This window comes from Vibrio sp. HS-50-1 (assembly GCF_024747315.1).
In the GTDB taxonomy this organism is placed as follows: domain Bacteria; phylum Pseudomonadota; class Gammaproteobacteria; order Enterobacterales; family Vibrionaceae; genus Vibrio; species Vibrio diabolicus.
Window position 1 is genome coordinate 50,429 of the sequence record NZ_JAMPZF010000003.1, and the last position, 21,269, is coordinate 71,697.

Below are 21,269 nucleotides of genomic sequence, written 5' to 3' on the forward strand. Positions count from 1 at the left end.
GAAGGATCACACCCTCTATACGAGAGTATGGGATATCACTATTTTGCCTTAATCTAACCTCGCTCAATGGGTAAGCCCAGAGCAAAAAGTGTTTTTACCATATGTCCGCTGCAAGGACGCAGATTTTCAGCCGGGTTTAGTTACCCGGCTTTTTTTATAGTAATAAAAAATGTCAGCTGTCACCCCAAGCTCTCTGTTACAACTGGCTTGTTACTTCGCTTAGCAATCCAGTACGCAACGCTACCCCAAAGCACAGTGAGTGCCCAAAGTGCCGTCCAATGTAGAGCGACTTGTTGCCAGGTTGCCCCCATTTGGTTTAGCGCTAAGAAAGCTTTGATCGCCCAAGTACTTGGGCTTAAATCAGCAATCCATAGTAGGGGAGCAGGAATAGCTTCAACTGGCCAAATAAAGCCAGCCAAGAAAATGAGCGGCATAGAGCTCACGAGGACGACTAAGGTGACCAGTTCACGCCTAGGTAGTAAGTAACCTAGCCAGAAGCCTAGTCCGCAACAACCTAAAAAGAACGGGAACAACATGGTCAGTAGTTCGCCCGCGTTGGCGATATGGTTTACGCTTAAACGTTCGAAGCTAAAACCAAAATAATAGGCGCCGAGTAAATAATAAATTGCCACAAATACTAACGTTCTCACAAGCAGCAGCGATCCCGTTGATACTTGAGACCAGTAGCCACGACCATGACGCTGTGTTCCCGTTTGTAATCCAACCGCCATGATCAACGTTTGTTGTAAAATCAGAACAAATACTGCTGGCACTACGTATTCGATGTAACCCATGGTTGGGTTGAACGTCGGTTTCATATTAAGCTTAATAGCAGAGTAATTATGGCTAGCCATACTCATGGGCACACCATCTATCACCATTTTACTGACTTTCACTTGGGCCCCTAATGTGCCTCCCGCTTGGGCCAATCCCTCTACCACGGTTCCGTACACGAGAAAATACGAGGCGTCCGCAGCGTAGGCCAGAGTCGGGCTTTTACCTAGCATTAGGTCTTTGTAAAAGTGTTCTGGTATGACTAAAAAACCAGTGATCTCTCGTTGTAAAAATGCTTGTTTTGCATCAGCAATCGTATGAAGTCGAGTAACTACGTTGACTTGTGGGGTGGCATCAACCATACGTTCCAGCTTTAAACTCGTCTGACTACCATCTAAATTAACAATCGCGATTGGTTGTTCACGAGGCGTTTGCTGTGCATAAGGCAAAGGGTATAAAAACGAGTAAAATACGACACCACCAAACACGGTCAACGTAACGACTGGATTGGTTAGTACGGCCTTCAGCTCTGCTTTAATCAGTTGCCACAATGTCATACCGCCTCCTTCGCTTGGCGTGTTGATGAAGTTGCTCGATGTTTACCCATCAAGGCTGCGGTAATTAGAAGAGGCACGACGTAGCCAATCATAGGCCATAGCGAGCTTAAAGATTGTGCGGCCGATGCCCCATAGCTTGCTTGACTCACTTGCACTTCAATGTAATGGGTAATCGGCAATAATGAACGCCATGCATAAGCGAGCGTGTTCATGTCAGAAACTGGGAATGTAATTCCCATGAACGCGAAACTTGGAGCCGTAAACGCGCCAGCAAAACTCATCGCACGTGCAGGATCCATTGACAAGAAGAAGAACAACGCCCCCATAATGATACAGGCGATAACCGTCGCCAATTGTGCTAATAGCATAACCAAAAAACTGCCTTCCATTGGCCAATCAAGCACGGAATAAAACCAGTATAAGAACAACGCACCTTGCGCCATAAAGACCGGAATGTACTGACTTAATAGGGTAGTGAGCCTGGCGTATGGCTTTTCGCCCAAAAATGCAAAGCCATTCTTTCCACCATAAATGCGAAAGTGCGCGGCAAGAATCAAAATAGTGCTTACTACAATACATATTTGCCAAATGGCTGGCACGATAGCCGTTACCAAAAATTGTGCGTAGTTATTGTTACGGTTAAATAATGCGGTTATTTGTGTCGACACTGGTACAGCCTGTCCAGCCGCTGCTAACGTTGTGGTGTTACCCTTAGCCAAGTTTCCCATTACTTCAACCTGAGCGTCGAAATAGCCTTGTGCTTGCGCAACGGCAGAGTTGATCAGTTTCGCTACCAAAATGTACTGACTGTTGTAAAAGACAGAAAGTTGAGGTTGGCGGTGTTGGAGAATATCTTGGTCGAACTTAGATGGGATGACCGCGTAAGCGTAGATATCGCCTTCAATCATCGCATTTTTTGCTTCGCTTGCACTGGTGTAGTGATAGTTAACAGCCAGACTCGACGACGCATCCAAAGATTGAATGAGCTTTCGAGAAAGTTGGGAATGTTGTAGATCAACCACACCGATTGGCAGATCCCGGGCAATGCCCGCAGAGAACACTCCCCAAATCATCATCGCGAGCAAAATCGGTATCCAAGTAAGGCACGAAAGTAACCACTTGTCTCGTCGTAAGATATGCCGCTGTGAAATCTTAATCGTCATAGCATTAACCTAGTGGTTGTGATTAAAGTTCAACGACAACACTCATTCCCATACGCAGTTCAGGTTCGGGTTGAGCTGGACGAGCTTCTACTTCAAAGGTACGAAGATCAAAACCTTGAGAAGCATCGGTTGCTCTCCACGTTGCAAAGTCACCCATAACGGCAACATGCGTTACTTTGAACTCAACATTTTTATTTAAGGCAGGCAAATAGGCATCAAAGGTTGCTCCTTTTTTAAAGTGTTGAAGGTAATCTTCACGCACATTAAGTGTCGCCCAGGCATCTTCTGTATCTATCACAGTAACAACCGGGAAGCCCTGAGGTGCTAATTCACCACTTTGAAGTAGAACTTGAGAGACTTCGCCGTCAAACCAGCTGTAGATCTGAGTATCTTTCGCATACGCTTCTACTTCGGCTACGGCACCTGATGCCATGCGCGCTTTTTCCGCCGCTGCCACTTTGGTTTCACTTCTCGCGCCTTCTTTTGCCATTTCGTACATTTGAAATGCGGCACTTTCGGTGTATTTCGCTGCTTGCCACTGAGTTAAAGCTTCATCGCGCTTTTGTTCTGCAACCACGCCATCGTTATAGAGGTTATTCACACGATTGTAGGTTTTTTCCATTAAATTCGCAGCGGCTTTAGCTTTCATCCACTGATCTTTTGCTGCTTGGATTTGTTGCTCACGTGCGCCTTTCTCAGCTTCTTGAGCTAAGGCGTCCGCCGCTTTTTCACCTGCTTTTGCTTGTTCTAACTTCGCTTCAATTTCAGGACTATGAAGGGTAAAAATAAGCTGGCCTTTCTCTACATCGTCGCCTTTACGGACCATGACCTCATCAATACGCCCTGGAACTTTTGAGGAAATGCTGTATTGCTGGGCTTCAATTAATCCCTGTAAGCGGATCGGTTCCGGTTGATAGGCTTGGTAAAATTGATAGCCAACCCAAGAGGCAACACCCAAAGCACAAAGTGAGAGTAAAACGGGTTTTAGTGATTTAGCTGCCATGATTTATTTCACCTCTTTGGATGTTGAAGCAGGGATATAAGCGGTATTTTGATATTGTTCGAAGCTGTTCATTTCACTGCTCAATGCGAGTAGTTTGGTTAAAGATATTAAATAGCGGAAACGTGCCGCTGAACGTTGTGTTTCTATACTCGCGACATAAAGCTGCGCATCCACAACATCTAGAGAAGAAGACAGACCCTGAGTAAATGCTTTTTCACGCAAGCGCAGGTTTTCGTTAGCAAGTTCAATGCTAGATTCGAGCCCTTGTGCTTCATCAATGGCTTGCTTAGCCTCCAAGTATGTCTTTTGTACTAGCAGCGATAAATCTTGTTTGGCTTGGGATTTTAATGAGTCGACCTGTGAGACGACGCTTTGAGCGGCTTTGACTTTTTCGCTTCTCCCTGTTGATTCAATCAGTGGAATGCTGACACCAACACCAACTAACCAGTCAGGCTTCATTTGGCTTGCGAGAGAATCGTCTTCATACAAGCTGTAGTCGCCGTAAAGGTAAACTTCAGGATAGTATTTCCCTTTTTCTGCTTTGATTAAGCTAGAGGCTTGTTTATGTTTAGCGCTCAGAAGTTCTAACCCCGGATAGGTAAGCAACGTTTGATCGACAAAAGCGGTAAGAGGGGGAAGACTGTCGTTGATAAACAAAGATTCCGCGGGCTCTACGGCGTCATCTTGTGCAAGTAATTTACCTAATGCTGCTTGAGCGATACTCAAATCGCTGGCTGCTTTACGTGTTTCTACTGATGCTTTATCTAGAGAAGCCTCGGCTTGCAGGCGCTCAACGTGTGCGATTTGTCCTTGCTCTTCAAGCTTAATGGCAAAATCTCGATGCTTTTTTAGTCCAGCTTCAACCGCTTGCCGCGTTGCGAGTACTTCCTTTGCCAGCACGACAGAAAAGTAGTACTTCGACAAATCTTCAAAGCGCGCTTGTTGTTCCATTAGAAGCTGGCTTTTAGCCTCATCTGTTTTACCTTCTGCTGCTGATTGAGCAGCAGAAATACGACCACCAGTAAAAATTGGCCAAATGGCACGAATAGACGAAGAGAAAATATCGCGTTCGGTTATGGTCGAAGTGGTGTTTGCTATTGCTCCAACGACAGCTGGTGGTAGTGGAATCGGTATACTGATTGGCGATTCAGTGCTATCCAATATTTGCTTTCCCGATAACGTGATATCGGTATCTAAACGCGTGTAATTCGCGCCAATGGTAACCTGAGGTAAGTTGAGATTGCTGGTGGCACTCTCTTGGTATTGGTAATTCTCAACGTTTGAGCGTTGAGCTTTAAGAGAATAGTTGTTTTCTAGCAATAACTGCCATGCGGTATCAAAAGTGATCGGTGCCGCATGACAGGCAAGGGAAATCGAGCTGCTAAGTAAGCCCAGTATCCAAAACTTTCCTGTTTTTTTCATAATGGCTGCTTTGTCGTAGAGTATAAGCTCTAATATAAAGGATTCGTAACTTGGTGTTAAGTAGGAGGGAAAATTGGATAGTAGTATGCGCCCAGTTATGTTTGTGCTGGGCGCGGGAGATGTTACAAGTTTACTTCGTATATGGACAGTGAAACTCTGCTCTCCACTCAAGCTGACGAGAACCTCGCATCGTATTCAATAGGTCTTTTCCACTCATTTGAGGGAATGATAACAGGACCTTGAGATCAGAAGTACCGCCTCCGTTTTTTTCATAAGCCCTGACGTGTGTAAACGTTGAATACATATTCTCTGACAGCATGGCCTTATTCAGGCATATTCCAAAGGTATCGCGTTCCATGTTTGGTGTTCCTTCTAACTATAAATGCACCTCTGTTTATAGTTTTCCAGTTTTCAGATGGTGTCTAAGTATTTGTCATATAGTCAGTATTTGTGTTTTGTTTTATTTGTGTCCAAATCACTGACATCAATGTTGAGCTTTTAATAGACTTCCAGCTTCACTGCTTTCTAACCGAAACTCTCAATGGTTTCGTTGATTAAAAATTATACGTTGGAAAGTCTAAAAACGCCTCAAAAACCGCTAAAATCGATGTGATCACGATCATGTTTTAAAGGGCAATTTATGTATGGAATTGAGTATCAGAGAGGAATGCTGAATTTGGTGAATGGTTGTAATTTTATGTTTCAGCTCGTCGATTAATTAACCGTAAACTCTGCGGTTTGCTTGTTTTCCTCACAGATTTATCACCGCAACAAAGCCATGCTGTTAACTGAGTGTTAACGTAATCGCTTGGGAGTGAATCATAAGGATGTATCAATGAGTTGGAAAACGATCAGCTTTCGTAAGCGAATGCTCATTATTATGACGCTGTCGGGGTTGATAGAGCTTTTATTGCTTGTCGCTGCAGGATTCACTTATCTCAAAATCAATCAAGAGCAAGAAATGGGAGAAAAAGCACTGGGTGTTGCCCGCTTTTTAGCAGACTCCGCCGTTGTTCGCGAAATGGTCGCAACCCAAAATCCTCAGCCATACCAACTTCGTTTCCGAGAATTAACCGAAGCCATCGGTGCTGCATTCATCGTTATTGGCGACCATAAGGGAGTACGCTTAATCCACCCTGTTGATGAGCGGTTGGGCAAGCCAATGAGAGGTGGCGACAATCGTCGAGCGCTAGAGCAGGGATTGTCTTATGTTTCGACGGCACAGGGCTCGTTAGGTTATTCAGTTCGTGGTAAAGCTGCGATTTTTGACGAGCAAGGGAACATCATTGGTGTGGTTTCGGTTGGCTATTTGCTTGACCGGCTGCAAGACCGCATCGAGCCATTTTTGGCCTTTTTGATTTTAATGGTCATCGTAGTTGTTGTCGCTAATGCCATTGTATCCAATTATGCGTCGAGAAAGTTTCAGCGCGCCATTTTGGGGTTCGAGCCTGAAGAGATAGGGCGGTTGTACGGCGAATTAGAAGTGACGATGAGTACTATTAAAGAAGGCGTGTTAAGTATTGATGCCCAAGGGATACTTCGCTCGATCAATCGTAGCGCCTGTCAGATTCTCGGTATTGATAGAGAGGCAGCTCTTAATAAACCGTTGACTGAGACGTTACGCGATAGTGACTTATATACGGTGCTAGAAACCGGACAGGAAGATCATGATATTGAGATATTCCTTAATCATAAACGTCTGATCGCAAACCGTTCGCCAATTTATGTGGATGGAAAAATAGTGGGGGCAGTATCGAGTTTCCGTTTAAGGGATGAAATCAACGACCTAACCGAGCAGTTATCACAAACCAAAGAATATGCAGATTTATTACGTTCGCAAACCCATGAGCATCGAAATAAGCTAAACACCATTAGCGGGTTAGTTCAGATGGGTGAGCTGGATGCCGTACAAAAGTTAATTGGGCAAGAAACCGCACACTATCAAGCGATGATCGAATTTTTAAGAGACACCGTTAAAGACCCGTTAATTGCTGGTATGTTGCTTGGAAAAACAGAACGTGCTCGCGAGTTAGGCTTACAGCTGGTGGTTGAAGAAGGCAGTCGTTTGGAGCCTCTGCCTGAGTGGCTAAATTCGGAAGACCTTGTCACCATTCTGGGCAACTTAATTGATAACGCTTTCGACGCAACGTTAACCTCGATTCGTGATGAATCGAATGTCGCATCGGAGCGCAGAAATATCGATGTGTCAGTGAGCGATTACGGAAATGAAGTGATACTTGAGGTGATAGATCAAGGCTGTGGTTTACCAAGCGATATAGAGCCGCAGGCGCTATTTAAAAAAGGGGTGTCGACGAAATCTCGTCAAAATCGGGGGGTAGGATTGCATCTTGTCAACCAGTTGGCTACTCGATATCACGGCCATGTTGAGATGATGCCCAACACAAATTGTGGAACAAGAATAACGGTGTATTTACCCAAGGAAGAACAATTATGAGTATGGCGACTCGCGTAATGATCATTGAAGATGACCTGGCTATTGCTGAGCTGCACCACAAATACTTGAGCCAATTGGCAGGTTTGGAAGTGGTCGGCATTGCGACCACGAGAATGGAAGCGGAAATGCAACTCGATATTCTTAAGCCAGACCTCTTGTTGATGGATGTATACCTTCCTGATGGAACAGGGCTTGAGATACTCAATACATTACGTGCGAACAACCAAACGTGTGATGTCATTTTGATTACCGCGGCAAGGGATGTCGATACGCTACAACAGGCAATGAGAGGTGGCGTTGTCGATTACCTGCTAAAACCAGTGATGTTTCCACGCTTAGATGCCGCACTGAAAAAGTATGTGTCCCAACGCCAACAACTAGACATCGTAGAGAGTTTGGATCAGAACCTCGTTGATAAAATGCTGCAGTCTCACGCCAATCAAGACAACTTGCCGAACCGATTACCGAAAGGGATTGATGGTGTAACCTTAGATAAGATCAGAGAGTTGTTCCCAAATGGTAGTGTGCTTACCGCTGATGAGGCAGGCGAAAAGATTGGTGCGAGCCGAACAACGGCAAGGCGCTATTTGGAGTATCTGATCAGCACTGGTGAACTAGAGGCTGATTTAAACTATGGGTCGGTAGGTAGGCCGGAAAGGTGCTATAAGAAAGTGATACGGTAACGTAGGTTTTGATGCTAAATACGAAATGAAAGCGATGGCTTGTTTTAAACAAACCATCGCTTTTTCGCGCTGAGGAGTTAGAAATTATATTCTAATTTCGCTTCAATAGAGCGCTCAGCGCCAAACCAACAGTTATTTTTGTCGTAACAAGAATAGTATTCTTTATCGAATAGATTGCTTGCTGAAAGGGTGACGCTAGCCCCTTTCATTGATTCAGATACTGTTGAGAAATCGTAACTTGCTGCTAAATCAAACAAGGTGTAGTCAGGCACTTTTTCGCTGTTTTGAGCATCAATTTGTGCTTCTCCGACATAGCGAACGCCAGCACTGGTACGAAGGCCTGAAAGATTTCCTTCGAAGAAGTAGTTGGCCCATAGAGAGGCCGTTTGCTCAGGCACCCAAACCGGCGTTTTACCTTCTTGGTTGTAATAACTGTCTTCGGTAATCTCCATGTCGGTATACGTGTAGCCTAGAGTGAAATCAGCTTGTGCTGTGGCTTGCCATTTTGCCTCAAGTTCAATACCTTGTGATACCACTTCGCCCGCTTGATAGTTCGGTGCATATGGATTATTCGGATCGGTCAAGATCGCGTTTTTCTTCGTAATATGGAAGAACGCTAAATTACCCGAAATATCGCTAGGCAATGGCGCGTATTTAAAACCGAGTTCCCACTGATGCCCGGTTGATGGTTCAAACGCTTTGCCTGTGGCATCTGCACCCGCGATCGGCTCAAAACTCTCGGAGTAAGTAAGGTATGGGGATAAGCCGAAGTCGAGCTCGTACAAACCGCCGACTCGGAAAGATACGTTGGTGTCGTCTAACTCTTCCTTGCTGTTGGATATTGTTCCTAGGTAATCGCTCACGCCGTCTGTATTTGAATCGTATTTATCCCAACGAAGACCTGCAATCATTACAAGTTGGTCGTAACGAACTTGATCTTGCAAATAAACGCCAATTTGCTTCGTTTTGATATCTAAGTTTTGTTTGTATTGGAAATTCAGTGCATTACGATCAATGCTGTTGTGGTCAGGATTAAAGATGTCCTGAGTTAGCGAATACCCAAGCGTATCTTTGTATTTTACATCCGAATCTAGATACTGATAATCAAGCCCGAACAATAAGTTATGTTCAAAATTTCCTGTTTTAACGTAGCCAGATAGTTGGTTGTCAATCACAAAGGATTTGGACTTTTCATCGGTTAAATAAGCATTTCGACCAACGGTACGGTTATCTGCTTCAAGTGCACCGTTATATGTGTTTTCCTGATAGGCATCGGCGGTCATGTAGCGGGCATTCTGTAGAAATTGCCAACTGTTGTTAAAGTCGTGTTGGACTTTGTAACCCATCATCAGAACTTCGCGTTCGTAAGTGTTCCAGTCCTCATCCCCCAAATAAGTGCTTGGCGACATCGAACCAAGTGGGTTGTCAATCACTGAGCCAGACGCGGGCACGGTAGTGTAGATACCTGCTGATGGATCATTTTGATAGTAAACATTCACGTTGACTAAGGTGCTTTCTGTCGCTTGCCAATTGAAAGATGGAGCGAGGACATAACGTTCGTCTTCAGACGTATCGGCTTGACCATCTCGCTGTTTTGCTAGGCCGACGATACGGTAATCCACATTAGAATCACCAATTTGTCCTGTGGTGTCGAGCGTCAGTTCTTTTAGGCTGTTAGTCCCAGTACTAATCGAGACAGAGTGCGAAGGTGTTGACTGAGGCGCCTTGGCGATAATATTGACCATGCCTCCTGGTGGAATATTGCCGTAAAGAACAGACGTTGGCCCTTTAAAAACCTCGATTTGTTCAAGGGCAACGGAATCGACCTGAGGTTGAAGGTTCCAGCCGTTGTACAGCAAAGGAAGACCATCATAAAAGTTGGTGTAGTTAATAAAACCACGAATATTGAATAGGTCAAGTCGGGAAACGGCACCGCCACGCAGCTCTGTATTTACGCCAGGCGCGTAACGCAATGCTTCGCTCACCGAGTTTACGCCGCGCAGGTCCATGTCATCTTTAGTGATTACCGTGATCGCTTGCGGCGTTTCTTCCGGTTCTAAAACGGTTTTAGTTGCGGTGTTTCGGTATGTTTCGCCAAGTACTGTGATAGTTTCGTGCTGAGAAGTGCTCTCAGTGGCACTGGCGTGACCAGCAATAAGCGCGGATACCACGACTGCAACCGCAGAACGATGAAATCGATTCGGACTTTCCATATTTATTAATTCCACTACTTTTATTTATTGATAATGATTGTTGTTTGCATTCTATAGCGAAAAAAATAGGAAAAGTTAACAATTTGGTGCAAAGCCAGAACCTAAGTGCTTAGGTTTCTATCTAATGGACATGGCTTCGTTCGGTTTGACAGGTATCCAGTAATGCATTTGGGCATTCTCGCTCTCAACATCATAGTCTTCTGGATAAACTTCTAACTCGTAGCCATCAATACCGTGATAATTGGAATAGGGGAGCCAGTGCAAAATGAACCACTCAAGCGTCGCCGCTAGATTTGATGCTTTACCTATGTGCGTAATCACTGCGTAGGTTTGCTCAGGAACAACCAGAAGATCTGGTTCTTGCGTAGAGCCTTTGGATATTGAAGTTCTTGACGCTGAGTTGTACTCATAACCAGCCCAATACTCGAGTTGCTGGTTGCTTGAATACGCTTTTGTTACGTCAATCACACCAAGATAGTTTCTTTCCAGATGAGTATGGTTTTCTGATGAATAGAGCTGTGACCACAGCGAGGGCACCTTGGATTGGAAGTTGGGCGTTGCGGAAAACAATCCATAAATAGGTTCATGATAACCAGCAAGCACAAAAGCAGGTTTTGTTTCTATTCGGACTTCGATAAAGCACTTATGTCTATTTTCGTCTTCTGGTGTATCGCGCAACGTTAAAGGTTGCCTCAAGCCCGTTAGTTGCTGAGCTTTACGATAGTCTCGAGGACTCTTTGAAAACATATTTTTGAACGCTCGACTAAATGCATGTTCAGAAGCAAACCCCATTTCTATCGCAATATCTAACGAGCGATCTGATGTATGGATTAAGCGTTCAGCCGCAAGGCTTAGTTTAAGCTCTCTAATATAGTGAGCGACGGATACGCCAGTGTGTTGCTGGAAAACGCGTTGCAGTTGCCAACGTGACCAGCAGCTTGCTTTCGAGATTTCATCCACACTAAGTGCGATATCTAGATTGTTGTGAATGTAGTCAAGCACAGAGTGTATTCGGTTTATCGGGTGCAGATTCTTTGTGCTTGGTTTCATGACATTCTACTTTCGCATTAATAGTATCCTCATTATCTTTAATTGAGTATCATTATCAATAGAGTGGGAGGATAAAATTCAGGCCACATAGATCACAATAAAATTGTAATGGATTGCAAGGGTGGATAAGGATTGTCCATATTAGAGTTTTTGCTTAATTTTTGTCTTACGTTAGTGCAACTTTTTTTATCCATAAAATACAAATATTTATGATGTTTTGTGCAACTTATTTAAACGTTTGCACTGGCAAGTGTTGATGTAAATCAAATAGTCGTAGACAATACTGCACCGTGTCGGACTCTCCTCCAGCGAGTACAGTGTGTACTTTTGAGACATAAGTGACCTAAATGACCTTAATACGTCGTGTTTCCAACAGATTTGGGAGTGCTACTTCTTGAGGTTCTTTGGGCCTATAGACTTTACCTATCAACGTAATAGGTAAGACCAATTTTCTATTTTGAGGTGCCATTGATAGGGTTGGCTCATCCTTTAGCCGTATCCGGGCACACAATAAGTACCTCGTTTTTAAGGGAAAGATGATGGTAATACCAGAAAACAGCAGCATCGTTATTTTTGGTGCTTCAGGTGACCTTACATATCGTAAGCTCATTCCTGCTTTATACCACCTCTATGCGAACAAGCAGCTTCCAGAAAATTTTGCCATTCTGGGTGTAAGTCGCACTGAATACAGTGATGAGTCTTACCGCGCGAAGCTGAAAAAATCGCTTCAGGAAATGGAAAAGACTGAGCCAGAAACGCTTGATGCATTTATTAACCATCTGCACTACCAAGCTATCAATACTTCTGACACACAAGATTACAGTAAGCTATCTTCTCGTTTAGACCAACTTGCTGACGAATATCGTTTCGATCAGCGCAATACGCTTTTCTACTTAGCAACCCCACCAAGTTTATACAGTGTGATTCCTGCAAGTCTTGCAGCACACGGCCTAAACAAAGAAGAAGATGGTTGGAAACGCCTGATTATTGAGAAACCATTCGGTTATGACCTTGAATCAGCGCGTATTCTGGATAAAGAAATTCACGAGCACTTCCAAGAGCATCAAATCTACCGAATTGACCATTACTTAGGTAAAGAGACGGTACAAAACCTTCTTGTACTTCGTTTCTCAAACGCGATGTTTGAGCCGCTTTGGAACCGTAACTTCATTGATTATGTTGAAATCACGGGCGCAGAATTCCTCGGCGTAGAGGAGCGTGGTGGTTACTACGACAACTCGGGTGCCGTGCGCGATATGTTCCAAAACCACCTGCTACAAGTATTGGCGATGGTGGGTATGGAGCCACCAGCACAGATCAATGCAGATTCGATGCGTGATGAAGTTGTTAAAGTACTCCAGTGTTTAAAACCTTTGGACGAAAACGCTCTGCGTAACGATCTAGTATTAGGTCAATACACCGCTTCTGAAGTTCGTGGACAAAGTCTACGTGGCTACCGTGAAGAGCCGGGGGTTGCAGATGATTCACGTACCGAAACTTACATCGGTTTGAAAGCCTACATTAACAACTGGCGTTGGAATGGCGTGCCATTCTACGTGCGTACTGGTAAGCGTCTTCCAACACGCGTGACTGAAGTGGTTATCCACTTTAAACAAACACCGCACCCAGTGTTTGGTCAAAACGCACCAGAAAACAAGCTGATCATTCGCATTCAGCCAGACGAAGGCATTCAAATGAGCTTTGGCTTGAAAGAGCCAGGCGCAGGTTTTGAAGCGAAAGAAGTGAAAATGAACTTCCATTACGCTGACCTGCAAGAAACGCAAATGCTAACGGCATACGAGCGCCTTCTACTTGATGCTTTGAATGGTGATGCTACGCTATTTGCACGTAGTGATGCGGTGGAAGCGTGTTGGCAATACGTACAGCCAATCTTAGATTTTAAGCAAGATCCACAATCCCTTTTCGGGTACGCATGCGGCACTTGGGGGCCTAAAGAGTCAGATGACTTGTTACAGCGTGATGGCCGCGCTTGGCGTTTCCCATGTAAAAACTTAACAGATACGGATTACTGTGAACTATGATCAACCATAAGATCTACCAAACAGCAGAACAGGTAGTTGAAAGCCTAGCTAACGATATGAAAGCGTTTAGCGAAATGGGCCGACCTGTTCACATCTCTCTTTCTGGCGGCAGCACTCCTAAAATGCTGTTCAAACTGTTGGCTTCAGAGGCTTACGCAACCTCTATTCAGTGGCAAAACCTCCACTTCTGGTGGGGTGACGAACGTTGTGTCGCACCTGACGATGCGGAAAGCAACTACGGAGAAGCGAACGCGCTACTGTTTAGCCAAGTAAACATTCCAACAGAAAACATCCACCGTATACGCGGTGAAGATGACCCTAAAGTGGAAGCGGAACGCTTTGCGAAAGAGATGTCAGAGGTGATTCCGACTGAAAACGGAACCCCTGTGTTTGACTGGATCTTATTAGGTGTTGGTGCAGATGGTCACACAGCTTCTCTGTTCCCTAGCCAAACGAATTATGATGATGCGAATCTATCTCTTGTGGCGTCTCATCCTGAGTCGGGCCAACTTCGTGTGTCGAAAACAGCACGCGTATTAGAAGCAGCAAAACGCATCAGTTACTTAGTGCTTGGTGCAGGAAAAGCGGACATCGTTGAAGAAATTAACAGTTCACCAGCACACGCACTGCCATACCCAGCGGCTAAGATTCAAGCGAAATCGGGCCTAACGGAATGGTATTTAGATTTAGACGCGGCAGCAAAAATTGCTTAAGACGCTGCTCGTCGATGAAATAAAATTGGAGAGAAACAATGAAAGGTGATATCGGTGTAATTGGCCTAGCAGTAATGGGTCAAAACCTTATCCTAAACATGAACGATCACGGCTTTAAAGTGGTTGCTCACAACCGTACTGCTGCTAAAGTAGACGAGTTCCTGGAAGGTCCAGCAAAAGGCACGAACATCATCGGTGCATACTCTCTAGAAGAACTAGTAGAGAAGCTAGAAACGCCGCGTAAAGTAATGTTGATGGTTCGCGCTGGTGACGTTGTAGACAAGTTCATCGAAGCGCTAGTACCTCTGCTAGACAAAGGCGACATCATTATTGACGGTGGTAACACTAACTACCCAGATACAAACCGTCGTGTTGCTGCACTACGTGAAAAAGGTATCCACTTCATCGGTACTGGTGTATCTGGTGGTGAAGAAGGTGCGCGCTTCGGTCCATCTATCATGCCTGGCGGTGCTGCTGAAGCATGGGAAGCGGTTAAGCCTATCTTCCAAGGTATCGCTGCGAAAACTGACGCTGGTGAGCCATGTTGTGACTGGGTTGGTAACGACGGTGCTGGTCACTTCGTTAAGATGGTACACAACGGTATCGAATACGGTGACATGCAGCTTATCACAGAAGCTTACCAGTTCATGAAAGACGGTCTTGGTATGTCTGCAGACGAGATGCAAGCAGTATTCGCTGATTGGAACAAGACTGAGCTAGACAGCTATCTTGTTGAAATCACGGCTGACATTCTTGGCTACAAAGATGAAGACGGTGAGCCTCTCGTTGAAAAGATCCTAGACACAGCAGGCCAAAAAGGTACTGGTAAATGGACTGGTATCAACGCACTAGACCTAGGTATTCCACTAACGCTTATCTCTGAGTCTGTATTCTCTCGTTGTCTATCTGCACTGAAAGACCAACGTGTTGAAGCCGAGTCTCTATTCGGTAAGACAATCACTCCAGTTGAAGGCGACAAGCAAGAGTGGGTTGATGCACTACGTCAAGCGCTACTAGCTTCTAAGATCATCTCTTACGCTCAAGGCTTCATGCTAATGCGCGAGGCGTCTAACGAGAACGGTTGGGACCTAAACTACGGTAACGTAGCACTAATGTGGCGTGGTGGTTGTATCATCCGCTCTGCGTTCCTAGGCAACATCCGTGATGCGTACGAAGCGAACCCAGACATCGCTTTCCTTGGTTCTGATGAGTACTTCAAAAACATCCTACAAGGCAGCCTAGCAGCATGGCGTAAAGTAGCAGCGAAATCTCTAGAGTCTGGTATCCCAATGCCATGTACGATTTCTGCGCTATCTTTCCTAGACGGTTACACAACAGCTCGTCTACCAGCGAACCTGCTTCAAGCTCAACGTGACTACTTCGGTGCTCACACTTATGAGCGTATTGACCGTCCACGTGGTGAATTCTTCCACACTAACTGGACTGGTACAGGCGGCGACACAGCGTCTACAACTTACGACGTGTAATCGTTTTAAGTAAACCGACTAAATATAAAGATATAAAGGGATGCCCAAGTGGCATCCTTTTTTGTGTCTGTAAGATATTGGTAGATTTAAAAGTTACATTAAACGTTGATTCGTCACGCACTTCTCAGAAATGGGAGAGCATGCATTTGCTAGCAGTTTAATATTTCTCTTAGAAGAGTGAAGCTAAGCAGCTCTCTGTCGTCTCCTCAACTATAAGGTAATAGAAATGACACAACAGAAGCATCCATTTCACACAGCTTTCGTGTTGCTTATGTTCATATTACTGATTACTTACTCTATCTATCGCCTTTATCATCATTTCGTTTTCGAATCTCTACCGCTTCAACTCAGTAGTGGTTTTCAAGTGGTCTACATTGATGCGTCATATGTTTTAAGTATCGCAAGCTTACTCTTGTGCCCTACATTATTGGTCTATATTTTATTTGATCGAATGACTCAGTTAGTCAAAGTGCCGATTAAAGTGATAACTATAACAGTTGTCTTGTCCCTTATCGTTGCTATTCCAGGTCAAGTTTTTGAATTTGGGCGATTGAAATATATTGCAGAAAATAATGGTTACTCAGCGTGTCCACCTTTCACAATTGCATCAAGCGGAATGTTTGTAGAAGCTATGGTAAAAGAAGAAAAATACTGTATAGAACCAGAAATTAATCGTATTGGTATGTATGGTTATTTTCACGAACTCGAACGGATTGATAACTATATCAAGTCACACGGAAATGACATCCAATAGAAAAGAGCGCCTAGGCGCTCTTTTCAGTGGTCGTTTTCTTGTTTTGATAAAACCTGTCTTTTAGGTAGAGAATTGCACTGACCACAAGAGCCACTAAAGAAACAGTAAATAGGGCGTACATGCTGAGAATCCATGCGAATGTGGCCGTCAAGAATGCAATGAAGGAAAACATCCTGCTGAAAGACATCACATGGCCAAGTTTGTTACTTTTCATAAACGCCTCCCGAAGCTAAGTGGGGATAGACAATTGTGGTCATATGCCACACTTTTAATTGTCTGCTCTTTTGGGGCGTTTCACACAAAAAAGTGGCTAAAGATTTCTCAAAAAAGGTGAAATATTGAACCGGTAGACAAATCGTTAAACTGAGTTGCACAGATATGACTTCGGTTGTCTATCACTTCAAAGTTTTTAACTACGCAGATTAAGGGCATGTAGCGTTATTATTATCGTATTCGAACTCTACGATACACAATTGCAAGTGAACCTACACTCGTAAGCTCATCCCTGTCGTCAGTTACAGTAAAAGCTTTTTTCTCTTTTTAACAATACCTTAGTAATTACGGGCAACTAAATCCGTTTTTCGATCGAAACTCAGATTGCACAAAAGGTGAAAAAGAGTGCTAGGTAAGCCTTTAAACTACGCCTATAATTATCGCCCACATGGAGGATGTTTATTATATGAACATCCTTTATTTTTTGAAACTAGCAACAAGGATCCAGTAAAACATGTTTTTCTGGTTTTGTTTACGTCGACCAAGAAGGTAATTAACACAGCAAATTGAGGTTCTAAGATGACTCTTAACAAGTACTTTGTTTTCATTCCAGCAGAATTGGAACAGGAAATGCACAAGGACAATCAAGTGATCTCTGAGAAGGAAACTCAACGTCAGGCATTAGTAAAACAGGCGCAACAACAAGGCGGCCTGTAAGCTAGGTTTCAAAGAGAAAGAGCACCGCAACGGTGCTCTTTTTGTATCTGAGGTCGTAGAATTAACTTAATATGCCAAGGCTTTTCAACTTTCTGTAAATGGTATTTCGGCTCACACCAAGCATACGAGACGTTTTGCTAATGTTCCCCTGATTGGCTTGATATGTTTTGAGCAACTTATCTTCGACGGTTGCACGCAGTTCTGAAGTTGGTTCAGCGGATGCTGCCCCTTCTTGAGCTTGGCTGAGTTTCTTACTTAGGTGGGCTGGGACGTGTGTGAGTTCCAATATTTCTTCACCTTGCGCCATTAAGGCGGATACTTTGATTAAACTATCGAGTTCACGCAAATTTCCTGGCCATGAGTAAGACAGCATCAGAGAAAGTAGGTGAGGGCAAAGCTGTTGTTCAGATTCGGCGTGACGCCGATGAATGTTCTCAATCAGTTGTCGTTTATCTTCACGCTCCTCAAAGCGAGGTAGCTCAATGATCAAGCCATTAAGGCGATAATACAAATCTTGGCGGAACAATCCTTCGCTGACCAAATGTTCCAGATCTTTATGCGTGGCTGCAATGATTTGCGTATCGACTTGAATGCTTTGGTTGGAACCCACGGGAAGCACGGTTTTATCTTGCAATACATGGAGCAATCGGCTTTGAGCTTCCAAGGGTAAATCTGCGATTTCATCTAGAAACAAAATCCCTTTGTGTGCTTGGCGAATTTTTCCCTGATAGCCTTTGCTGTTTGCGCCAGTAAAGGCACCGGCTACGTAGCCAAATAATTCAGATTCAACCAGATCTTTTGGTAGCGCTCCGCAGTTGACGGAAACTAACGGTCCCGTTTTTCTCTGGCTGTTTTTATGGAGTGCTTTTACAAACTCGTTTTTGCCAACACCAGTCTCTCCGAGAATCAACAAACTGATGTCTTTATCGATGACGCGATTAGCTTGCTGCCAACAGTGCTCAACAGCGGAGTCGCCATAATGAAGATCATTGGACGCCGCTACAGCACGAGACTTGACCTTGCTATCTTTATCGGTAAGCGGTTTTGTTTTGAAAACGAAAGGGTGCTCATTTCCCCGAGTGGATAGAATGTCGTCTAAGGATTGCCCAATGATACTTTTTTGCGCAAAAAGTTGAGAGGCTACTTGATTGTGAGCCAAAACTTGTCCGTCTTCATTTGCAATGATAATTCCTTGCCAACCACTATTCAGTAAACCTTTTTCGCACGCTAAATCCACACGAATATGCCCTTGTGGAATCAAGTTAAGTAGTTGATTCTCCACTTGCTGGACCATGTTTTGTACTAGTACTTGCGTTGAGAAGTCATGTCTCTTTTGCTCGCTTGTAATATCTAATACGCCAATGAGGTTACCAAGATGATCGAAAATAGGATTAGCCGAACAGCTAATAAAACGATGGTGTTGGATAAAGTGCTGATCACCAATAACAGAAACGGGCTTTGCTTCAACCAAAGCTGTACCAATCGCGTTGGTGCCTTTGACCTTTTCTTGCCAGCATGCTCCAGAGCTTAGCGAGATTTCCGTTAACTTTTCACGAAATCTAGGCTGTCCCCAACTGCCGATGATGACACCATCTGAATCCGTCAAAATTAAGCGACTGTCGCTATGAGCAAATAGCTGATTAAACAAAGGGAGCGCAAATTGAGTGACTGCCTCTAGCAAAAAATTGAGTTGGTGACGCCTATCTTGGAGCGTCGCTGGCGTTACTCGAATATCTTCAGGGCGTCGACGCTGTTTTAAACCCGCTTGTTCACTTCTGACCCATGAAGTTGAAAGCCAATTGTTATCGCTAATATGTTGAAGTTCCATGACTGTACCATTTTGTCACAGTGAGGGTGTGCCATTTTGGAACACTTGAACATTGGTGTTCACACCATACATCCGCTCAAACATCGCTCACTTGGTTTGTTATCGCTTGGTAATCATAGTTTTACATTTAATTAACAACAAGCGTGGCGTAGTTGGCGTGTGACTTGCGTAATGCTCTTTGTGAACAGTGCGATACGACACTGCAATAACACATTGAACGAGAAACAAAAGGAAGAGTTATGATCTATGCACAGCCAGGTAGTGAAAATGCCATTGTTAACTTTAAATCGCATTACGATAACTTTATCGGTGGGGAATGGGTAAAACCAACGGGTGGTGAGTACTTTGACAATATCTCACCAATCAACGGACAAGCGTATTGTAAAGTTGCTCGCTCTGGCGAGGAAGATATTAATTTAGCACTGGATGCCGCGCACAACATCAGAGCAAAATGGGCCAAAACCAGCGTGACAGAACGTTCGAACATCTTGCTGAAAATTGCTGACCGTATTGAGCAGCATCTAGAAGAGCTTGCTGTTGCAGAAACTTGGGAAAACGGCAAACCAGTTCGCGAAACCTTGGCGGCAGATTTACCTTTAGTAGTGGATCACTTCCGTTACTTCGCTGGCTGTATTCGCGCACAAGAAGGCAGTGCGGCAGAACTGGATGAGCACACCGCAAGCTACCACTTCCCAGAACCGATTGGTGTGGTTGGTCAAATTATTCCGTGGAACTTCCCAATGTTGATGGCGGCTTGGAAACTAGCACCGGCACTAGCGGCGGGTTGCTGTGTGGTATTGAAGCCAGCAGAGCAAACCCCAACATCCATTCTGGTTCTGATGGAAAAAATCGGTGACCTTCTTCCTCCTGGTGTCATCAACGTTGTAAACGGATATGGTTCTGAAGCGGGTCAAGCATTAGCAACCAGCAACCGCATTGCGAAACTCGCTTTTACCGGGTCTACGCAAGTTGGCAACCACATTCTGAAATGTGCAGCAGACAACTTGATCCCATCGACAGTTGAGTTAGGTGGTAAATCTCCAAACATCTACTTCTCAGATATCTTCGATTACGAAGATGAGTATCTTGATAAGTGTATCGAAGGTACGTTACTTGGTTTCTTCAACCAAGGTGAAGTTTGTACTTGTCCATCTCGCGTACTGGTTCATGAAGCGATTTATGACAAGTTTGTAGAGAAACTGACGGAACGTGCACAGCTGATTAAACAAGGTAATCCGCTCGATACCGATACTCAAGTCGGTGCTCAGGCTTCTCAAGAACAGTTTGATAAGATTTTAAGTTACCTGGAAATCGGCCGTGAAGAAGGCGCAAAAGTGGTCTTTGGTGGTGGAGTGTCAGAACAGCCAGAGTCTATCAACCAGGGGTACTACATTCAGCCAACCATGTTGGAAGGCCACAACAAGATGCGAATCTTCCAAGAAGAAATCTTTGGCCCAGTGATTGCTATCACCAAATTCAAAGATGAGGCTGAAGCGTTGGAAATCGCAAACGACACCGAATATGGCTTAGGTGCAGGTGTTTGGACACGTGATGCGAACGTCGCATATCGTATGGGCCGTAATATTGAAGCTGGTCGAATCTGGATTAACTGTTACCACGCTTACCCTGCACACGCAGCGTTCGGTGGTTACAAAAAATCGGGTATCGGGCGCGAAACGCACAAGATGATGCTGGATCACTACCAGAACACGAAGAACTTGCTGATTAGCTACAGCATCGACCCGTTAGGCTTCTTCTAGTGAAACTAAGTAATTAATAAAGAAAAAGCAGTATGAATCAAAACCCCGAATCTTCGGGGTTTTTTATTAGCGTGAGCTTGTCGGCTGAAGGGTAACTTAGGTGTTTAACCTGCTTATATTGTGATATCAGGAACGTTGAATTATCGCCACTTTTCGTTCCATAAGCTTTTCTACGGCGGCGTTTTGCTTGTCAATATTGAGTTGCGGATCAAAGTCCAAAACGCGATTGCAAGATTCGAGACTGGCAAATTGATTTAAACATTCACCAAGCTCTCTTTTAGAGCTTGTTCGCGTCATGCTGCTTTCTGATGAGGAGAGTAGGGTGACTTTACGGCCATGAAACGTTCCTTGCGGCACTGCATCACTTTGCTGCGCTTGTTGAACGTCATGAACCGATGAATTGGTGTATGTGGATTGGATGTCATTGGACATAAA

General features: G+C 44.4%; 18 protein-coding genes. 8 read left to right on the forward strand and 10 right to left on the reverse strand.

All coding sequences use genetic code 11. The annotated features are described in order from the left end of the window. Positions 1 to 179 precede the first annotated feature (179 nt). The 5 genes from NDJ01_RS02770 to NDJ01_RS02790 all read right to left on the reverse strand — a co-directional run bounded on the left by NDJ01_RS02770 (position 180) and on the right by NDJ01_RS02790 (position 5,277). The gene (locus tag NDJ01_RS02770; protein ID WP_258586223.1) at positions 180 to 1,331 is read right to left on the reverse strand and encodes an ABC transporter permease; all 1,152 of its coding nucleotides are present in this window, start codon (positions 1,329 to 1,331) and stop codon (positions 180 to 182) included. Next, positions 1,328 to 2,494 carry an ABC transporter permease gene (locus NDJ01_RS02775; RefSeq protein WP_258586224.1) on the reverse strand — a complete coding sequence of 389 codons (1,167 nt, stop codon included), beginning with the start codon at positions 2,492 to 2,494 and terminating at the stop codon, positions 1,328 to 1,330. Before NDJ01_RS02775 ends, NDJ01_RS02770 begins: the two co-directional genes overlap by 4 nt. Positions 2,495 to 2,516: 22 nt before the next feature. Next, on the reverse strand, positions 2,517 to 3,497 hold the full coding sequence (locus NDJ01_RS02780; RefSeq protein ID WP_005377122.1) for an HlyD family secretion protein: 981 nt from the start codon (positions 3,495 to 3,497) through the stop codon (positions 2,517 to 2,519). A 3-nt stretch (positions 3,498 to 3,500) separates the two neighbouring features. After that, positions 3,501 to 4,919 carry a TolC family protein gene (locus NDJ01_RS02785; RefSeq protein WP_257890103.1) on the reverse strand — a complete coding sequence of 473 codons (1,419 nt, stop codon included), beginning with the start codon at positions 4,917 to 4,919 and terminating at the stop codon, positions 3,501 to 3,503. 130 nt (positions 4,920 to 5,049) lie between these two features. Beyond that, on the reverse strand, positions 5,050 to 5,277 hold the full coding sequence (locus NDJ01_RS02790; RefSeq protein WP_005377125.1) for a hypothetical protein: 228 nt from the start codon (positions 5,275 to 5,277) through the stop codon (positions 5,050 to 5,052). Between the two features lie 477 nt (positions 5,278 to 5,754). On the opposite strand from NDJ01_RS02790, the gene NDJ01_RS02795 reads away from it, so the two are divergent. Both NDJ01_RS02795 and NDJ01_RS02800 read left to right on the forward strand, forming a co-directional pair. Next, the gene (locus tag NDJ01_RS02795) at positions 5,755 to 7,374 is read left to right on the forward strand and encodes a sensor histidine kinase (protein WP_139059336.1); all 1,620 of its coding nucleotides are present in this window, start codon (positions 5,755 to 5,757) and stop codon (positions 7,372 to 7,374) included. Beyond that, positions 7,371 to 8,057 carry a response regulator gene (locus tag NDJ01_RS02800; protein ID WP_139059337.1) on the forward strand — a complete coding sequence of 229 codons (687 nt, stop codon included), beginning with the start codon at positions 7,371 to 7,373 and terminating at the stop codon, positions 8,055 to 8,057. Before NDJ01_RS02795 ends, NDJ01_RS02800 begins: the two co-directional genes overlap by 4 nt. A gap of 77 nt (positions 8,058 to 8,134) precedes the next feature. Here NDJ01_RS02800 and NDJ01_RS02805 read toward each other — a convergent pair whose 3' ends face one another. Both NDJ01_RS02805 and NDJ01_RS02810 read right to left on the reverse strand, forming a co-directional pair. Then, positions 8,135 to 10,270, reverse strand: a complete 2,136-nt coding sequence (locus NDJ01_RS02805) for a TonB-dependent siderophore receptor (protein WP_139059338.1) — start codon at positions 10,268 to 10,270, stop codon at positions 8,135 to 8,137. A gap of 117 nt (positions 10,271 to 10,387) precedes the next feature. Beyond that, positions 10,388 to 11,320 carry an AraC family transcriptional regulator gene (locus NDJ01_RS02810; RefSeq protein WP_046874910.1) on the reverse strand — a complete coding sequence of 311 codons (933 nt, stop codon included), beginning with the start codon at positions 11,318 to 11,320 and terminating at the stop codon, positions 10,388 to 10,390. Between the two features lie 539 nt (positions 11,321 to 11,859). On the opposite strand from NDJ01_RS02810, the gene zwf reads away from it, so the two are divergent. The 4 genes from zwf (at position 11,860) to NDJ01_RS02830 (ending at position 16,316) form a co-directional block, all read left to right on the forward strand. Beyond that, entirely contained in the window at positions 11,860 to 13,362 is a 1,503-nt protein-coding gene (gene zwf, locus NDJ01_RS02815) for a glucose-6-phosphate dehydrogenase (RefSeq protein WP_005397367.1), read from the forward strand. Continuing rightward, on the forward strand, positions 13,359 to 14,075 hold the full coding sequence (gene pgl / locus NDJ01_RS02820) for a 6-phosphogluconolactonase (RefSeq protein WP_065646405.1): 717 nt from the start codon (positions 13,359 to 13,361) through the stop codon (positions 14,073 to 14,075). The genes zwf and pgl overlap by 4 nt, the downstream gene beginning before the upstream one ends. A gap of 38 nt (positions 14,076 to 14,113) precedes the next feature. Continuing rightward, entirely contained in the window at positions 14,114 to 15,562 is a 1,449-nt protein-coding gene (gnd, locus tag NDJ01_RS02825; RefSeq protein ID WP_005377160.1) for a decarboxylating NADP(+)-dependent phosphogluconate dehydrogenase, read from the forward strand. Positions 15,563 to 15,788: 226 nt separating this feature from the next. Next, positions 15,789 to 16,316 carry a hypothetical protein gene (locus NDJ01_RS02830; RefSeq protein WP_047102710.1) on the forward strand — a complete coding sequence of 176 codons (528 nt, stop codon included), beginning with the start codon at positions 15,789 to 15,791 and terminating at the stop codon, positions 16,314 to 16,316. A gap of 10 nt (positions 16,317 to 16,326) precedes the next feature. Here NDJ01_RS02830 and NDJ01_RS02835 read toward each other — a convergent pair whose 3' ends face one another. Next, entirely contained in the window at positions 16,327 to 16,530 is a 204-nt protein-coding gene (locus tag NDJ01_RS02835; RefSeq protein WP_005377162.1) for a hypothetical protein, read from the reverse strand. A gap of 578 nt (positions 16,531 to 17,108) precedes the next feature. On the opposite strand from NDJ01_RS02835, the gene NDJ01_RS02840 reads away from it, so the two are divergent. After that, complete coding sequence (locus tag NDJ01_RS02840; protein ID WP_005377165.1) at positions 17,109 to 17,246, forward strand: hypothetical protein; 138 nt, start codon at positions 17,109 to 17,111, stop codon at positions 17,244 to 17,246. 61 nt (positions 17,247 to 17,307) lie between these two features. Here NDJ01_RS02840 and NDJ01_RS02845 read toward each other — a convergent pair whose 3' ends face one another. Continuing rightward, positions 17,308 to 19,074, reverse strand: a complete 1,767-nt coding sequence (locus NDJ01_RS02845) for a sigma-54-dependent Fis family transcriptional regulator (protein ID WP_017821352.1) — start codon at positions 19,072 to 19,074, stop codon at positions 17,308 to 17,310. Positions 19,075 to 19,313: 239 nt separating this feature from the next. On the opposite strand from NDJ01_RS02845, the gene NDJ01_RS02850 reads away from it, so the two are divergent. Next, a complete protein-coding gene (locus NDJ01_RS02850) occupies positions 19,314 to 20,834 on the forward strand; it encodes an aldehyde dehydrogenase family protein (RefSeq protein ID WP_005377169.1) in 1,521 nt (506 codons plus the stop codon). Between the two features lie 126 nt (positions 20,835 to 20,960). On the opposite strand, the gene exsE2 is transcribed toward NDJ01_RS02850, so the two are convergent. Next, entirely contained in the window at positions 20,961 to 21,266 is a 306-nt protein-coding gene (gene exsE2, locus NDJ01_RS02855; RefSeq protein ID WP_005377171.1) for a T3SS regulon translocated regulator ExsE2, read from the reverse strand. Positions 21,267 to 21,269: the final 3 nt, after the last annotated feature.

What these genes read in the sequence shown, in the direction of transcription:
- NDJ01_RS02770 (WP_258586223.1), bottom strand. Translation starts at nt 1,331, where the DNA reads ATGACATTGTGGCAACTGATTAAAGCAGAGCTGAAGGCCGTACTAACC.
- NDJ01_RS02775 (WP_258586224.1), bottom strand. Translation starts at nt 2,494, where the DNA reads ATGACGATTAAGATTTCACAGCGGCATATCTTACGACGAGACAAGTGG.
- NDJ01_RS02780 (WP_005377122.1), bottom strand. Translation starts at nt 3,497, where the DNA reads ATGGCAGCTAAATCACTAAAACCCGTTTTACTCTCACTTTGTGCTTTG.
- NDJ01_RS02785 (WP_257890103.1), bottom strand. Translation starts at nt 4,919, where the DNA reads ATGAAAAAAACAGGAAAGTTTTGGATACTGGGCTTACTTAGCAGCTCG.
- NDJ01_RS02790 (WP_005377125.1), bottom strand. Translation starts at nt 5,277, where the DNA reads ATGGAACGCGATACCTTTGGAATATGCCTGAATAAGGCCATGCTGTCA.
- NDJ01_RS02795 (WP_139059336.1), top strand. Translation starts at nt 5,755, where the DNA reads ATGAGTTGGAAAACGATCAGCTTTCGTAAGCGAATGCTCATTATTATG.
- NDJ01_RS02800 (WP_139059337.1), top strand. Translation starts at nt 7,371, where the DNA reads ATGAGTATGGCGACTCGCGTAATGATCATTGAAGATGACCTGGCTATT.
- NDJ01_RS02805 (WP_139059338.1), bottom strand. Translation starts at nt 10,270, where the DNA reads ATGGAAAGTCCGAATCGATTTCATCGTTCTGCGGTTGCAGTCGTGGTA.
- NDJ01_RS02810 (WP_046874910.1), bottom strand. Translation starts at nt 11,320, where the DNA reads ATGAAACCAAGCACAAAGAATCTGCACCCGATAAACCGAATACACTCT.
- zwf (WP_005397367.1), top strand. Translation starts at nt 11,860, where the DNA reads ATGGTAATACCAGAAAACAGCAGCATCGTTATTTTTGGTGCTTCAGGT.
- pgl (WP_065646405.1), top strand. Translation starts at nt 13,359, where the DNA reads ATGATCAACCATAAGATCTACCAAACAGCAGAACAGGTAGTTGAAAGC.
- gnd (WP_005377160.1), top strand. Translation starts at nt 14,114, where the DNA reads ATGAAAGGTGATATCGGTGTAATTGGCCTAGCAGTAATGGGTCAAAAC.
- NDJ01_RS02830 (WP_047102710.1), top strand. Translation starts at nt 15,789, where the DNA reads ATGACACAACAGAAGCATCCATTTCACACAGCTTTCGTGTTGCTTATG.
- NDJ01_RS02835 (WP_005377162.1), bottom strand. Translation starts at nt 16,530, where the DNA reads ATGAAAAGTAACAAACTTGGCCATGTGATGTCTTTCAGCAGGATGTTT.
- NDJ01_RS02840 (WP_005377165.1), top strand. Translation starts at nt 17,109, where the DNA reads ATGACTCTTAACAAGTACTTTGTTTTCATTCCAGCAGAATTGGAACAG.
- NDJ01_RS02845 (WP_017821352.1), bottom strand. Translation starts at nt 19,074, where the DNA reads ATGGAACTTCAACATATTAGCGATAACAATTGGCTTTCAACTTCATGG.
- NDJ01_RS02850 (WP_005377169.1), top strand. Translation starts at nt 19,314, where the DNA reads ATGATCTATGCACAGCCAGGTAGTGAAAATGCCATTGTTAACTTTAAA.
- exsE2 (WP_005377171.1), bottom strand. Translation starts at nt 21,266, where the DNA reads ATGTCCAATGACATCCAATCCACATACACCAATTCATCGGTTCATGAC.